Origin of the sequence: Arthrobacter sp. ok909 (assembly GCF_900104405.1) — a bacterium.
Lineage (GTDB): Bacteria > Actinomycetota > Actinomycetes > Actinomycetales > Micrococcaceae > Arthrobacter > Arthrobacter humicola.
Map to the genome: position 1 here is coordinate 145,557 of NZ_FNJS01000005.1, position 14,511 is coordinate 160,067.

A 14,511-nucleotide genomic window follows, 5' to 3' on the forward strand; every position below is an offset into this window, starting at 1 on the left:
CCAGCCGACAAAGAATAGCGGCATCGCGTACGGCGCGTTACGGATTGCTGAACGCGGGATGGCCGAAAAGCCGCCCGCACGCCTACAAGACGTCGGTGTCGCCCTTGGCCTTGATGGCATCCACTGCCTGCTTGACCCGCTGCGAGTGTTCCTTCGTGGTGACCAGCAAGGCGTCCGGGGTGTCAACGATCACGACGTCCTTGATGCCGATGAGGGCGATCACCCGCTTGGTATCGGAGACCACCACACCGCTGGCGTTCTCGGTGAAGACGCGTGCGCCTTCGCCCAGCACCGTGACTTCGTCCACTTCCTTGGCGCTGTTGAGCCGGCCCACGGAGGCAAAGTCCCCGACGTCGTCCCAGCGGAACGTTCCGGGCACCACGGCGACGTCGCCCGCGGCCGCGGCCGGTTCGGCGACGGCGTAGTCAATGGCGATCTTGGGCAGGGTGGGCCAGACCCGGGCCGTGACGGCGTCGCGCTCCGGGGTGTCCCAGGCCTTGGCGATTTCCTGCAGTCCGGCGAAGAGCTCTGGCTGGTTGGCTTCGAGGTGCTTGAGCATCAGCGAGACCGGCGCAACGAACATTCCGGCGTTCCAGACGTATTCACCGCTGTCCACGTACTGCTGGGCCACTTCCTCGCTGGGCTTCTCCACGAACTCCACCACGGACTGCGCGCTGGGGGCGTCGGGGATGTTGAGGTTCGCGCCGGAGCGGATGTAGCCGAATCCGGTGGAGGGGTGGGTGGGCTTGATGCCGATGGTGACGATCTTCCCCGCGGCCGCAGTGTAGACGGCCTCGCGGACGGCATCCTGGAAGAGCCCGTCCGGGCTGATGACCTGGTCCGCGGCGAACGAGCCCATGATGGTGTCCGGGTCCCGCTCATGGAGGATGGCCGCGGCGAGGCCGATGGCCGCACCGGAGTCTTTGGGCTCACTTTCCAGGACGAGGTCATCTTCCAGGACCTCAGGCAGTTGACGGCAGACGGCGGCCCGGTGGGCGGCGCCGGTCACCACCAGCACGTGCTTGCCGGCGACGGGCTGGAGACGGTCGTAGGTCGCGCGCAGCAAAGTGCTGCCCGAACCGGTCAGGTCATGGAGGAACTTGGGGGCTGCTGCCCGTGACAGCGGCCAAAGACGGGTCCCCACCCCGCCCGCCGGAATGACCGCAATAAAACGGTCCAGCGGTGAATCCTGGCTTGTCACTTTGTCTGTAGTCATCACGGCTACTTTAGCCGACGACGGCCAAATCACCCCCGAACGGGAAGGAATCCCGCCCCCGCGGCCCCGCAGTCGAGGCCGCAGTCACGGCCGCAGTCACGGCCGAATGTGGTGTTCGTCTCAAAAGAGACGAAAAACCGCGCCGGGGCTTGTCAACAACCTGTCCCTAAATTGAATAAGCTGTGAGCGAAGCCTAGATTTAGGCTTGAGCTTACGAGTGCTCTCGCAGCAGGCGTTCCCCCCGCGTGGATCCCATGCCAGCGCCGCTGTGTTGCAGGGAGGTTTATTCAGTGCCGACAAAACCAGCTGGCACCTTGTACCGCGGCCGTGAAGGCATGTGGTCCTGGGTTGGACACCGCATTACCGGTGTAGTGATTTTCTTCTTCTTGTTGGTCCACGTGCTGGACACCTCATTGGTGCGTGTGTCCCCCGAGGCCTACACCGCCGTGATTGGCGCCTACAAGAACCCCCTTATGGCCCTGGGTGAAACGGGCCTTGTCGCAGCGATCGTGTTCCACGCCTTCAACGGCCTGCGGATCATCGCCGTCGACTTCTGGAAGAAGGGTGCCAAGTACCAGCGTCAGATGCTCTGGACGGTCCTGGGCCTCTGGGTCGTTGTCATGGCCGGCTTCGCCATCCGCCACCTGTCCCTCGCTCTTGGAGGTCACTAAGCCATGACTGCAACCATTCAGAGTCCGCGCAGCGGAAAGATCCAGCCGAAGTACCGCCGCAGCGGCGGGTCCAAGGGTAACTTCGAGATGCTCGCGTGGCTTTTCATGCGGCTCTCCGGCGTCGTGCTGGTGGTGCTGATCTTCGGTCACCTGACCGTCAACCTGCTGGTCGGCGAGGGCATCCACGCGATCGACTTCGGCTTTGTGGCCGGCAAGTGGGCCGACCCGTTCTGGCAGTTCTGGGACCTGGCCATGCTGTGGCTGGCCATGCTGCACGGCACCAACGGTGTCCGCACGATCATCAATGACTACGCCGAGAGGGACGCCACGCGTCTCTGGCTCAAGATCGTGCTCTACGCGGCCACCACCGTCATCATCATCCTGGGCACCCTGGTCATCTTCACGTTCGACCCGTGCCCCGTGGTCCACGGCGTCCAGCTTCCCGGCGGATTCTGCCCCGCACCTTAGTGGCGCAGCCGTCACGGCCCCGTAACTGCGGAGCCGCCGCGGGCCGCCGCCCCGACGGGCAGGCACTGACGGTCCGCCGCGGCAACTGATCTTCCCTGCCGAGCGCAGGCGCAGATTGCACGAGACTTCACCGGGCAGGCAAGTACCTGCCGGTGGGTTACAGCGAATTTTGAGAGAAAGAGCATCTGGTATGCAGGTCCATAAGTACGACGTCGTGATCGTCGGTGCCGGTGGCGCCGGGATGCGCGCGGCGATCGAATCAGGTCAGCGCGCCCGAACAGCAGTTCTGACCAAGCTCTACCCCACGCGGTCCCACACCGGCGCGGCGCAGGGCGGCATGTGTGCGGCCCTGGCCAACGTCGAGGAAGACAACTGGGAGTGGCACACCTTCGACACCATCAAGGGCGGCGACTACCTGGTTGACCAGGACGCCGCCGAGGTCATGGCGAAGGAAGCGATCGACGCCGTCCTGGACCTGGAAAAGATGGGCCTGCCGTTCAACCGCACGCCCGAGGGCCGCATTGACCAGCGCCGTTTCGGCGGCCACACCCGCGACCACGGCAAGGCACCGGTCCGCCGCGCCTGCTACGCCGCGGACCGTACCGGCCACATGATCCTGCAGACCCTGTACCAAAACTGCGTCAAGCACAACGTTGAGTTCTACAACGAGTACTACGTGCTGGACCTGCTGACCGTCGAGGAAGACGCGGTCCGCGAGGACGGCACCCCGTACAAGCAGAAACGCGTTGCCGGCGTCGTGTCCTACGACCTCGCCTCCGGCGAACTGCACGTCTTCCAGGCCAAGTCCGTGGTGTTCGCCTCCGGCGGCGCCGGCAAGGTCTTCAAGACCACGTCCAACGCCCACACCCTCACCGGTGACGGCATGGGCATCGCGTTCCGCCGGGGCATCCCGCTGGAGGACATGGAGTTCTTCCAGTTCCACCCGACAGGTCTTGCCGGGCTGGGCATCCTGCTCTCCGAGGCCGCCCGCGGCGAAGGCGCCATCCTGCGCAACTCCGAGGGTGAACGCTTCATGGAGCGTTACGCGCCCACCATCAAGGACCTCGCCCCCCGCGACATCGTGGCCCGTTCCATGGCCAACGAAGTCCGCGAGGGACGCGGCTGCGGCCCGAACAAGGACTACGTCCTGTTGGACCTGACGCACCTTGAGCCCGCACACATCGACGCCAAGCTGCCGGACATCACCGAGTTCGCCCGCACCTACCTGGGTGTGGAGCCGTACACGGAGCCGGTTCCGGTGTTCCCGACGGCGCACTACGCCATGGGCGGCATCCCCACGAACATCAGCGCCGAGGTCCTCCAGGACAACGACACCGTGGTTCCGGGCCTCTACGCCGCCGGCGAGGTCGCCTGCGTCTCCGTCCACGGCTCCAACCGCCTGGGCACCAACTCGCTGCTGGACATCAACGTGTTCGGCAAGCGCGCCGGCATCGCCGCCGCCGAATACGCCAAGACCGCGGACTTCGTGGAGCTCCCGGCCGATCCGGAGGCGTACACGCTGAACCTGCTGGACCACGTCCGCACCTCCGACGGCACCGAGAAGGTCGCTGCGATCCGCAAGGAACTGCAGGACACCATGGATGCCAACATGCAGGTGTTCCGCACCGCCGATACCCTGAACCAGGTCCTGAAGGACATCGCGTCCTTCGAGGAGCGGTACCAGCGCATCAGCGTCCAGGACAAGGGCAAGCGCTTCAACCTGGACCTGCTCGAGGCCGTGGAACTGGGCTTCCTGCTGGAGCTCGCCAAGGTCATGACCGTGGCGGCCCTGCACCGCGAGGAGTCCCGCGGCGGACACTTCCGCGAGGACTTCCCCGAGCGCGACGACGAAAAATTCATGAAGCACTCCATGGCGTACAAGGATGAGCATGCTCCGGCGGACGGTTCCGCCGAGGCGATTGCCGGCATCCGGCTTGCCACCAAACCGGTGGTCTTTACGCGCTACGAGCCGATGGTGAGGAAGTACTAAGATGAGCGCTGAACTCGCTGAGCCAGCATCCAAGATCGAACTGCCCGCCGGCGTCGGCGGGGGCGGGGAAATCCCGTCCTTCGACGTCACGCTGCGCGTGCGCCGCTACAACCCCGAGGTCTCCGAAGACGCCACGTGGGACGACTTCAAGGTCACCATGTACGGCACGGACCGCGTGCTGGACGCCCTGCACAAGATCAAGTGGGAGATGGACGGCAGCGTCTCCTTCCGCCGCTCCTGCGCCCACGGCGTCTGCGGCTCCGATGCCATGCGCATCAACGGCCGCAACCGCCTCGCCTGCAAGACCCTGCTGAAGGACCTGGACACGTCCAAGCCCATCACGGTCGAGCCGATCAAGGGCCTGCCGGTGGAGAAGGACCTGATCGTGGACATGGAGCCCTTCTTCCAGTCCTTCCGCGAAGTCATGCCCTTCCTGATCAACCGCGGCCACGAGCCCACCAAGGAACGCCTGCAGTCCGCCGAGGACCGCGAGCGGTTCGACGACACCACCAAGTGCATCCTGTGCGCCGCGTGCACCTCGTCCTGCCCGGTTTTCTGGACCGACGGCCAGTACTTCGGCCCGGCGGCCATCGTCAACGCACACCGCTTCATCTTCGATTCCCGCGATGACGCCGGCGACATGCGCCTGGAGATCCTCAACGACAAGGAAGGCGTGTGGCGCTGCCGCACGACCTTCAACTGCACCGAAGCGTGCCCGCGCGGCATCCAGGTCACCCAGGCCATCGCCGAGGTCAAGCAGGCCATCCTGTCCCGCAAGGTCTAGCGACTCCTCCAGAACCAAGAGAAATAGACGACGGCGCCTCTCACCTTATGGGTGGGGGCGCCGTCGTCGTCTTCTCGCCCACACGAAAGGGGACACCATGTCCCGTTCAGAAAAAGTCTCGTTCCAGGGTTCCACCGGTGAGCTGCTCTCCGGCGTCGTGGACCTGCCCGACGGCCCGGTGAAGGGCTGGGGCGTGTTCTCGCACGGCTTCACCCTCGGCAAGGACAGCCCCTCGGCGTCGCGGATGTGCAAGGCCCTGGCGGACAACGGCGTGGGCATGCTCCGGTTCGACAACTTGGGGCTCGGCGAGTCCGCGGGGATGTGGTCCGAGGGCTCGTTCAGCCACAAGGTGGCCGACACCGTCACGGCCGCCGAGTTCATGCGGGACTCAGGCCGGCGGGTGTCGCTGCTGGTGGGACATTCGTTCGGCGGCGCTGCCGTCCTGTCCGCGGCCCGGCAGATTCCGGAGCTCAAGGCCGTTGCCACGGTGGGCGCCCCGTTCTCGCCCAAGCACGTGGCTCACGTCTTTGACGCGGCGCTGGACCGGATCTTGGAGGAGGGAAGTGCCGAGGTGGACCTTGGCGGCAAGCGTGTGGAGATCCGGCGTCACTTCGTCGAGGATCTGGAAAACGCGGACCTGACGGACTGCATCCGGCAGCTGCACAAGCCGCTCATGGTGCTGCACTCCCCCACCGACAACACGGTGGGGATCGAAAACGCTAGTACCATCTTCCGGACGGCACGCCACCCGCGCAGCTTCGTCTCGCTGGAGGGCAGCGACCACCTCCTGACGGGTAAGGGGCAGGCGGCGCGTGCCGCGAAGATTATTTCGGCGTGGGCCGACCAGTACCTCGACGCCTGAACGCGGCGGGCAGTGCCCTGCGGCGTGCCCGCGGCTCGATCGGCGACTCCACCGGTGTTTTGCCCGGCTGGACGCGCCGGGCGCCCCACCCGGTGGTCGTCGAGACGGGCTGCGACTTAACGTCTTCCTCCCGGATCGCCACCCACGCGGCGCAGATCACGTAAACCTGGCTGACCAGGTTGAACCAGATCAGCAGGCCGATGATGATGGCGAAGGGCGCCAGAATAGGGTTCTTGCCGGCACTGGCCAGCAGCTGGGTGCTGAAGATCTGCAGCACGGTGGCGCCTACGGCGGCGAGGGTGGTCCCCTCGAGCAGTGAGCGGCGGCCCGGTTTCAGCCCCGCGGCCACCCGGTACATGATCAGGGCGGTGCCCCAGCCGAGCAGCAGCGGCACGAGGATCGTGATGGACGTCGTCAAGGGCCCGGCCACCACCGGGTCGAGGCCCAGCTGCTGGGCCACCCAGCCAGCCGCCGTGCCGAAGATCAGGGAGACTGCCGAGCTGACCACCAGGGCCACGCCCATCAGGAGCAGCGTGCCGACGTCCTTGAGTATCTGCAGGATCGGATTCATCATCAGCGGGCCGAGCCGCATCATGCCCCGCACACCGTCGCGGATGCCGCTGATCCAGCCCAGGGAGGTGAATACCGTGACGATGGCGGCAATCCCGGCGGCCCAGCCGAGGCTGGCGGGGTTCAGCAGCTGATAGGGATCAACCAGCCCCGCGCTCCCGTCGACCTGCAACAGGCCGGGCGCGGCGGCGTCCACGCTCCTGATGATCGTGTCCAGCAGGGCCGGATGTCCGCTGAGGACGAGGCCGGCAATGGACAATCCGGTGGCCAACAGACCCGTGACGGAGAAGAACATCCTGAACCCGATGCCGGCACTCAACAACGGGCCGCGCTGGCGGAGGTAGTGCGTGTACACCCGCACGGGCAGCAGCGCGTTGACCTTGGCCAGCAGCCATGCCACCATCGCCATGAGTGAAGCAATCCATCCGCCGCCGGAGCGTCGTACCCGGCCCCACTCGACCCTTTTCCGGATCACTTCCAGCTTCAGCCCGGCCAGGTCAGTGGGAAGCGGCGGCTTAGCGGGCGCTTGCGGTGCCGTCCTGGCCTCTGTCGTCGTCAGGTTTGCTCCCAAAGTCAAGCTCTTCCCGTAGCTGCCAGATGCCGTTGTCATCGTGCTCGTAAAGTCCCATGCTAGCCACCGGGAACGTGGCCGAGTAATTCTTCAGGACCGTTTCGGCCTCATCGAGGCTTTCCGGGGCGACGTCGTGGGCCACGGTAACGTGCGGGTGGTAGTCGAAGGGCAGCTCCCGTTCCAGGGGACCGGACTGCAGCTGACGGTGCAGGTTCACGCATTCGCCGAAGCCGTCCTCCACGTTCAGGAAGACCACCGGGGACACCGGGCGGAAAGACCCGGTCCCCGCGATGGTCACCGTGAACGGCTCCTGCCGGCGGGCCACGTCCCGGACATGGGCGCAGGTCGCGTCCCAGTCCTGCGTCATGGTGGTGGTGACCAGCGTGATGTGGGCCGGGACGACGGCGGCCATCGGGTCCCCGAAGGACGCCCGCCAGCGCTGAAGCTCCTCGGCGATGTCCGCCGGGAATCTCAGGATCACGCCGATGCTAATGCCTTCGCTGCGTGCCTGCCCGTTTGACGTGGCGGCTTTCGCGGTGACTTTGCTGACGGAGGACATTGACCTAGCGGACTCCGTGGGCGCCGGCGTACGGCAGGAAACCCACCTTGGAGTAGACGTCGCGCAGGGTGACCGAGGCGATCTCGCGGGCCTTGTCCGCGCCGAGGGCCAGCAGCCGGTCCAGCTCGGCGGGATCGTCCAGCAGCTCATTGGCGCGGTTCCGGATCGGCGTCAGGTGTTCGGTCACCACCTCGGCGAGGTCCACCTTGAGGTGGCCGTACATCTTGCCCTCGTAGGCGCCGACGAGGGCGTCAACGGACTGCCCGGTGATCGCAGAGTAGATGGTCAGGAGGTTGGACACGCCCGGCTTGGTCTCGCGGTCGAACCGGATTTCGGTCTCGGCGTCCGTCACGGCCGACTTGATCCGTTTGGCGGTGATCTTGGGATCGTCGAGCAGGTTGATCAGGCCGGCAGGCGACTCCGCCGACTTGGACATCTTGGCGGTGGGGTGCTGCAGATCGTAGATCTTCGCGGATTCCTTCTGGATGAAGGGCTGCGGCACCGTGAACGTCTGGCCGAAGCGGGTGTTGAACCGCTGGGCGAGGTCACGGCTCAGTTCGACGTGCTGGCGCTGGTCCTCGCCCACGGGGACACCGTGCGGCTGGTACAGCAGGATGTCCGCCGCCTGCAGGATGGGGTAGGTGAACAGGCCGACGCTGGCCTGGTCTGAGCCCTGCTTGACGGCCTTGTCCTTGAACTGGGTCATCCGGGACGCCTCGCCGAAACCCGTGATGCAGTTCAGGACCCACGCCAGCTGGGCGTGCTCCGGCACCTGGGACTGGACGAAGAGAGTGCACTTGTCCACGTCCACGCCGCCGGCAATGTACTGCGCGGCCGTGACCCGGGTGCGGTGGGCCAGCTCGGCGGGATCCTGCGGAACAGTGATCGCATGGAGGTCGGGAATGAAGAAGACGGCGTCGTACTCGTCCTGCATCCGGACCCAGTTCACGAGGGCGCCGAGGTAGTTGCCCAGGTGCAGGGAGTCCGCGGAGGGCTGCATGCCCGAGAGGATGCGGTGACGGGCACGGGTGGTCGCCGGAGCGGCTTTGCCGGCGGCTGTCTCAGGTTCAGGAGCGACGCCGGCGTCGGTCACGGTGGAAGTAGAGGTCATTCGTGGAAGCCTTAAAACTAGAGCCGGTAGTCCACTACCAGCGGGGCGTGGTCGGAGAAGCGTGTGTCCCAGGACGATGCCCGGTCAACAACGGCTGACACTGCGGCAGCAGCGAGAGCGGGCGTGGCCATGTGGTAGTCGATGCGCCAGCCGGTGTCGTTGTCGAAGGCCTGGCCCCGTTGCGACCACCAAGTGTAGGGGCCGTCGACGTTACCCGCCAGGCCCCTGTGAACATCCTTCCAGCCGATTTCCTCGCCGAAGAAGCGGTCAAAATACGCCCTCTCCTCCGGCAGGAAGCCGGCACGTTTGACGTTGCCCTTCCAGTTCTTGATGTCCAGCTCCGTGTGGCCGACGTTGAGGTCACCCACGACGAGGGCATGGTCGCTGTGCTTGGTGAGTTCGGGCAGCCGCTTGATCATGACGTCCAGGAAACGGTACTTGTCATCCTGCTTGGGCGTGCCGGCCTCGCCCGAGTGCACGTAGGCGCTCACGACGGTCAGCTGCGATGCCTCCCCCTCCGCGTTGCGGATGGTGTAGTCGGCTTCAACCCAGCGCCCGGTGGTGGCAAAGTAGTCATCCCCGATGCCCACGCGGGTGGCAAGCGGCTCTTCGCGCGAAGCGATGGCGACGCCGGCCCGGCCTTTGGCCTCGGCCTCGGCGTGCAGGATGAACCAGCCCTCGCCGAGCAGTTCCTGGACGATCGCATCGGGCGCGCGGACCTCCTGGAGGCACAGAATGTCCACCTCGCGCGGTTCAAGCCACTCCGCCATGCCCTTCTTATAGGCGGCACGCAGGCCGTTGACGTTGACTGATGCGATGCGAAGGTGGTCCTTCTTCAATGCCGAGCTCACCCGATCCACTCTAGTCGATGATGGTTCCGCTGACGGGTTCGTCGCCGCCGGCCGAGGATTTGATCATGTCCCGCGCGTTGGTCGCGGTGATCTCGATGGTCTCCAGGGCCCGGCGGATCGTGTCCTGGTCTGCGGCCTCGCCCTTGGCACGCTCCTGTTCGACGACGCGCACCTGAACCTGGACGATCTTGAAGGAGTGGTCAAGCTTCATGTCCCGCACGCTTTCCGCAGGGAGGCCTTCACTGACCACGCGGGTGCCGCCATGGTCCACGCTGCTGGCCGTCGGCGCCCGCCCGGTGGCGGCGTTGAAGGCGTTCTGGGCTTCGTCGAGCCGGGCCGCGGCCCGCTTGGCGGCCCGCTGGATGCTGAACACCACGAACGAGGCCAGCGCCAGCCAGGCGCCGGCGATGATCGCCACGAGCCAGCCCACGACGTCGTTCTGGTTGGCCGCGAAGATCACGGCGACCGTGAACGCGATGATGAAGACCAGCATCCCAGGCCCGCTGATGCGGAACGTGGAGAACCGGCCCGTGGCCGTGGTGGACGAGGACGCGGAGCTTCCCAGAGATTGCATGAGCCTATTATCGCAAACGGGGCAGGCCGCCCGCCGCGCTTCCACCCCGGGCGAACGCCGCCCCCGCCGCGGAGAGAGGCTCGGCGGCCCCGGAGAGGCACCCCGCACGGCGCGGCTGAGGCCACACGGCCCAGGCCAGGCAGTTCAGGAAAGAACCAGGCAGAACGGGTGGCCGCTGGGATCGGTGTAGACCCGGAAGGATTCCCCGCCGCCTGTCAGGCGCGCGGCGCCGAGCCGGAGGACTTCGGCCTCGCCGGCGTCGAGGTCGGCGACTTTCACATCCACGTGCATCTGCTGCGGGTGCTCGGCGTCGGGCCACTGCGGCCGGACCAGTTTGTCCACGCGCTGGAAGGCGAGGGCTGGACGGTCGGCGGCGTCGCCGATCGAAATCCAGTCCGGGTCCTCCTGCACCCGGATCATGCCCAGCAGCTCCTGGTAGAAGCCTGCGAGCGTGTCCGGGTTCTCGCAGTCGATGACGAGTGCGTGCCATTGTCCGATCATGGGATCTCCTTAGGTGAGGAACAGCCGGCGCAGGCGGCCCGTGGTGAGCGTGACGCCGAGGGCGATCATGACGAGGTAGTAGCCGACGTGCACGGCGGTGGCCGGGGTAAACACGCCCACGCTGATCTGACGCAGCAGTTCCACGCCGTGCCACAGCGGCATGGCCTGGATGAGCCACTGGATGGACTGCGGGTAGACGCTGAGCGGGTAGAACGTGGCGCTGAACAGGAACATCGGCAGCATCACGAAATTGATCCAGTCCATCTGTTGGAAGGTCTTCATGAAGCTCGTGACCCCCATGCCGAAGCTCGCGAAGCCGAAGGCAATCAGCACCGAGGCGGGGATCATGAGGATGGCCCATGGCGTGGTGATGAGGCCCATGACGCCCATCACGGCGGTGAAGCCGGTGGCGTACATGAACCCGCGCAGGAGGGCCAGGAAGATCTCCCCCATGGCGACATCCAGCGGCCCCAGCGAGGTGTAGAGCATGCCCTGGTACAGCTTGGCGAAGTTCATCTTGAAGAAGACGTTCCAGGTGGAGTCATAGACGGCGCCGTTCATGGCGGACACGGCCAGCAGTGCCGGCGCGATGTACGCGGCGTAGCTGATCTCCTGCCCGCCCGGGCCCTGGACGGACCCCACGATTGCGCCCAGGCCCACACCCATGGAGATCAGGTACAGCACGGGTTCGAAGAACCCGGAGACCATGACCATCCAGTTGCTGCTCTTGGTGGCCATGAGCCCGCGGGCGACGACGGCGCGGACGTTGCGGGAGTACATGGGCCCGAAACGCCGGCGGCGTGCGGCGTCCGTGACGCTGTGGTCCCCCGCATTGAAACTTCCGGTAAGAACGCTCATGAGGCCATCCTTTTGGCGAACTGGCGCTTGGACAGGACCCAGCCGGCGGCCGCGAGGCCCAGCAGGAAGACCAGGTGGACGATCGTGAGCCACGGCTCTTCCTCGTAGCCGTAGCTGACCACGCGGCTAAGTTCGGTGCCGTGCCAGATCGGCGAGATCCAGCCGATCCAGCGGACACCGAGCGGAAGCGTGTCCAGCGGGAAGAACGTGCCGGAGAACAGGAACAGCGGCATGACGATGAACCGCATGACCATGGCGAACCGGCCTTTGTCATGCTGGATCGTCGCCGCGTAGGACATAAGCGGCAGCCCGAAGGACAGGCCGGCGAGCGTGGCGATGAGGATGGACACCCAGGCCCAGGTGCCCGGTGCGGCCCCGAACAGGGCGACGACCGCGAAGTAGAGGGCCGACTGCAGCAGGAAGCGGACGGTGACGGCGATGACCTGGCCGCCGGCGATCTGCTCCGGCGTCAGCGGCGAAGCGTGCGGGCCGTAGTAGACGCGCCGCCACTTGAAGCCGTCCATCACCGGAAAGGTGAACTCGTTGGCGGCCGTCATGACGGCGGACGAGATCAGCAGGGCGGGCGCGATGAACGTCAGGTAGCTGACGCCGCCGAAGGCGCCGGCGCCGTTGGCCTCGACCAGTGTGGCCAGGCCGACGCCCATCGCGAACAGATAAGCCACCGGCTGCCCCACGCCGTACATGACGATGGTCCAGCCGTAGCCCTTCATGACACGCAGGACCTGTTCGGCGTAGTAGAAGGCGCCCCAGCGGCGGGCGCGGGCGGCCGAGACCTCCGGCGAGTGGGCGCGGAGGGCGGGGGTCGCCGTCGTCGTTGGCTTAGTCAACGAGGCTCCTGCCGGTCAGGCGCAGGAAGACATCTTCCAGCGAGGAGCGGCGGACCAGTGAGGTGACCGGCCGCAGTCCCCGTGCGGTGACCTGCTCCAGGGCGGCCTCGCCGTCGTGGGCGTAGATGAGCACCCGGTCCGGCAGGGTCTCCAGGCGTTCGCCGATGCCTTCGAGCTCAGCGCCGACGCTTGCGTTGCGGTCCGAGCCGAAGCGCAGTTCGAGCACCTCCCGCGTGGAGTAGTCGCGGATCAGGGTGGCCGGAGAGCCTTCGGCCATGATCTTGCCCTTGTCCACCACGATCAGGCGGTCGCACAGCTGCTCGGCCTCATCCATGTAGTGGGTGGTGAGGATCAGGGTGACGCCCTGTTCCTTGAGCCGGAACAGCCGGTCCCAGAGGATGTGCCGCGCCTGCGGATCCAGGCCCGTGGTCGGCTCGTCCAGCAGCAGGATCCGGGGTTCGTTGATGAGGGAGCGGGCGATGGTCAGGCGCCGCTTCATGCCGCCGGACAGGGCGTCCACCTTGGCGTTGGCCTTGTCCGTGAGCTGGGCGAATTCGAGCAGCTCGTCGGCTTTGCGCCTGAGGTAGCTCATGGGAAGGCCGAAGTAGCGGCCGTAGACCAGCAGGTTGTCCCGGACTTTCAATTCCTCGTCCAGGTTGTCCTGTTGCGGGACGACGCCCAGGTGGGCGCGGACTTCCGGGCCGTGCTGCTCGGGGTCCAGGCCCATGATGCTCAGGCTGCCGGAGGTGCGCTGGGAGACCCCGCCGATCATCTTCATCGTGGTGGACTTCCCGGCGCCGTTGGGGCCCAGCAGGCCGAAGGCTTCCCCGGCGGGGACGCGGAATGAGATGCCGTCGACGGCGGTGACGTCGCCGTAGCGTTTGGTGAGGTTTTCGGCGGTGATGACGTACTGCGGAGCGGCGTCAGAGGGGCTGCTCACTGGGGATTCTTTCGAGACAAGTTCGGACACCCGCACCACGGTAGTGGATCCCCGCAAAGTATGAAAGAGTCTTTTCGTAAAAACTCCTGACGTATTCGTTCTGTTATGCGTCCCGGCGGGCAGGTGCGGCGTTCCGCCCGCTTGAAGCCCCCGCTCTTAAAGCCACAGGGCACCTGCTTCGCGGGAAGCAGGTGCCCTGTCATCAGCTCGGATTCCTAGGCGAGCCCGGCGTGGCTTTTCGACGCCAATTGGCGCTCGGCCGTTTCCACCACGTTGGCCAGGAGCATGGCACGGGTCATGGGCCCCACTCCCCCCGGGTTCGGCGAGAGCCAGGCGGCGACGTCGGCCGCGGCGGGGTCAACGTCTCCCGTGACCACGGCCTTGCCGGCGCCGTCGTCCACGCGGCTGACGCCGACGTCGAGCACGATCGCCCCGGGCTTAAGGTCCCCGGCCTTGATCATGTGCGGCTGGCCGGCGGCGGCAATCACGACGTCGGCCTGGCGGAGTTCGGCCGGCAGGTCCACCGTGCCCGTGTGGGCCAGGATGACCGTGGCGTTGACGTCCTTGCGGGTCAGCAGGAGTCCCACCGGGCGGCCGATGGTGACGCCGCGGCCCACCACGAGGACGCGCTTGCCGTTGAGGCTGATGCCGTGCCGGGTCAGCAGTTCCACGCAGCCCTTGGGCGTGCACGGCAGCGGGGACTTCATGGGTCCGCTGACGTTGGCCACGAGCCGGCCCAGGTTCATCGGGTGCAGGCCGTCAGCGTCCTTCTCAGGGTCCATGGCCTCCAGGATGACGTCCTGGTCGATGTGCTTGGGCAGCGGCAGCTGGACGATGTAACCGGTGCACTCCGGGTTCTCGTTGAGCTCGCGGACCACGGCCAGGAGTTCATCCTGCGTGGTTTCCTCGGGCAGGTCGCGGCGGATGGACGTGATGCCCACCTCGGCGCAGTCCTTGTGCTTGCCGCCGACATACCAGGTGCTGCCGGGATCGGAGCCGACCAGGATGGTGCCCAGTCCGGGGGTGACGCCCATGGCCTTGAGTGCGGCCACGCGTTCTTTGAGCTCAGCCTTGATGGCAGCGGCGGTAGCCTTGCCGTCAAGGATCTGGGCGGTTTCAGCCATTTTTGCAGAAGTC

Annotated in this window: 16 protein-coding genes; 5 read left to right on the forward strand and 11 right to left on the reverse strand. The window is 66.2% G+C overall.

Features of this window, described 5'->3' with window-relative positions; genetic code table 11:
* Positions 1 to 82 precede the first annotated feature (82 nt).
* Positions 83 to 1,216 (reverse strand): mannose-1-phosphate guanylyltransferase, encoded by a 1,134-nt coding sequence (locus BLR03_RS06255; protein WP_091250874.1) that lies wholly within the window; start codon positions 1,214 to 1,216, stop codon positions 83 to 85.
* A gap of 290 nt (positions 1,217 to 1,506) precedes the next feature.
* Between BLR03_RS06255 and sdhC the strand changes: the two genes are divergently transcribed.
* The 5 genes from sdhC (at position 1,507) to BLR03_RS06280 (ending at position 5,991) form a co-directional block, all read left to right on the forward strand.
* A complete protein-coding gene (gene sdhC / locus BLR03_RS06260) occupies positions 1,507 to 1,887 on the forward strand; it encodes a succinate dehydrogenase, cytochrome b556 subunit (RefSeq protein WP_091250876.1) in 381 nt (126 codons plus the stop codon).
* Positions 1,888 to 1,890: 3 nt separating this feature from the next.
* Complete coding sequence (locus BLR03_RS06265; protein ID WP_091250877.1) at positions 1,891 to 2,355, forward strand: succinate dehydrogenase hydrophobic membrane anchor subunit; 465 nt, start codon at positions 1,891 to 1,893, stop codon at positions 2,353 to 2,355.
* Between the two features lie 190 nt (positions 2,356 to 2,545).
* Positions 2,546 to 4,345 carry a succinate dehydrogenase flavoprotein subunit gene (gene sdhA, locus BLR03_RS06270; RefSeq protein WP_091250879.1) on the forward strand — a complete coding sequence of 600 codons (1,800 nt, stop codon included), beginning with the start codon at positions 2,546 to 2,548 and terminating at the stop codon, positions 4,343 to 4,345.
* Position 4,346: 1 nt separating this feature from the next.
* Positions 4,347 to 5,129, forward strand: coding sequence for a succinate dehydrogenase iron-sulfur subunit (locus BLR03_RS06275; RefSeq protein WP_026537821.1), 783 nt, complete (start codon positions 4,347 to 4,349; stop codon positions 5,127 to 5,129).
* A gap of 97 nt (positions 5,130 to 5,226) precedes the next feature.
* Positions 5,227 to 5,991, forward strand: coding sequence for an alpha/beta hydrolase family protein (locus BLR03_RS06280; RefSeq protein WP_091250881.1), 765 nt, complete (start codon positions 5,227 to 5,229; stop codon positions 5,989 to 5,991).
* Here the strand turns inward: BLR03_RS06280 and BLR03_RS06285 are convergent.
* The 10 genes from BLR03_RS06285 to BLR03_RS06330 all read right to left on the reverse strand — a co-directional run bounded on the left by BLR03_RS06285 (position 5,954) and on the right by BLR03_RS06330 (position 14,498).
* Positions 5,954 to 6,970: a YihY/virulence factor BrkB family protein gene (locus BLR03_RS06285; RefSeq protein ID WP_254788198.1), complete on the reverse strand. Its 1,017-nt coding sequence runs from the start codon at positions 6,968 to 6,970 to the stop codon at positions 5,954 to 5,956. The two genes, BLR03_RS06280 and BLR03_RS06285, sit on opposite strands and share 38 nt — an antisense overlap.
* A 106-nt stretch (positions 6,971 to 7,076) precedes the next feature.
* The gene (locus BLR03_RS06290; RefSeq protein ID WP_091250887.1) at positions 7,077 to 7,691 is read right to left on the reverse strand and encodes a 2'-5' RNA ligase family protein; all 615 of its coding nucleotides are present in this window, start codon (positions 7,689 to 7,691) and stop codon (positions 7,077 to 7,079) included.
* Positions 7,692 to 7,695: 4 nt separating this feature from the next.
* Positions 7,696 to 8,802, reverse strand: coding sequence for a tryptophan--tRNA ligase (gene trpS / locus BLR03_RS06295; RefSeq protein WP_091250889.1), 1,107 nt, complete (start codon positions 8,800 to 8,802; stop codon positions 7,696 to 7,698).
* Between the two features lie 17 nt (positions 8,803 to 8,819).
* A complete protein-coding gene (locus BLR03_RS06300; RefSeq protein WP_091251003.1) occupies positions 8,820 to 9,653 on the reverse strand; it encodes an exodeoxyribonuclease III in 834 nt (277 codons plus the stop codon).
* A gap of 10 nt (positions 9,654 to 9,663) precedes the next feature.
* A complete protein-coding gene (locus tag BLR03_RS06305) occupies positions 9,664 to 10,227 on the reverse strand; it encodes a hypothetical protein (RefSeq protein WP_091250891.1) in 564 nt (187 codons plus the stop codon).
* A gap of 144 nt (positions 10,228 to 10,371) precedes the next feature.
* Entirely contained in the window at positions 10,372 to 10,728 is a 357-nt protein-coding gene (locus BLR03_RS06310) for a VOC family protein (RefSeq protein ID WP_091250893.1), read from the reverse strand.
* A 9-nt stretch (positions 10,729 to 10,737) separates the two neighbouring features.
* Positions 10,738 to 11,586 (reverse strand): ABC transporter permease, encoded by an 849-nt coding sequence (locus BLR03_RS06315; RefSeq protein ID WP_091250895.1) that lies wholly within the window; start codon positions 11,584 to 11,586, stop codon positions 10,738 to 10,740.
* Positions 11,583 to 12,434 (reverse strand): ABC transporter permease, encoded by an 852-nt coding sequence (locus tag BLR03_RS06320; RefSeq protein WP_091250896.1) that lies wholly within the window; start codon positions 12,432 to 12,434, stop codon positions 11,583 to 11,585. Before BLR03_RS06320 ends, BLR03_RS06315 begins: the two co-directional genes overlap by 4 nt.
* Positions 12,427 to 13,374 (reverse strand): ABC transporter ATP-binding protein, encoded by a 948-nt coding sequence (locus BLR03_RS06325; RefSeq protein ID WP_091250898.1) that lies wholly within the window; start codon positions 13,372 to 13,374, stop codon positions 12,427 to 12,429. The genes BLR03_RS06320 and BLR03_RS06325 overlap by 8 nt, the downstream gene beginning before the upstream one ends.
* 215 nt (positions 13,375 to 13,589) lie before the next feature.
* A complete protein-coding gene (locus BLR03_RS06330; RefSeq protein ID WP_091250900.1) occupies positions 13,590 to 14,498 on the reverse strand; it encodes a bifunctional methylenetetrahydrofolate dehydrogenase/methenyltetrahydrofolate cyclohydrolase in 909 nt (302 codons plus the stop codon).
* Between the last annotated feature and the right edge of the window lie 13 nt (positions 14,499 to 14,511).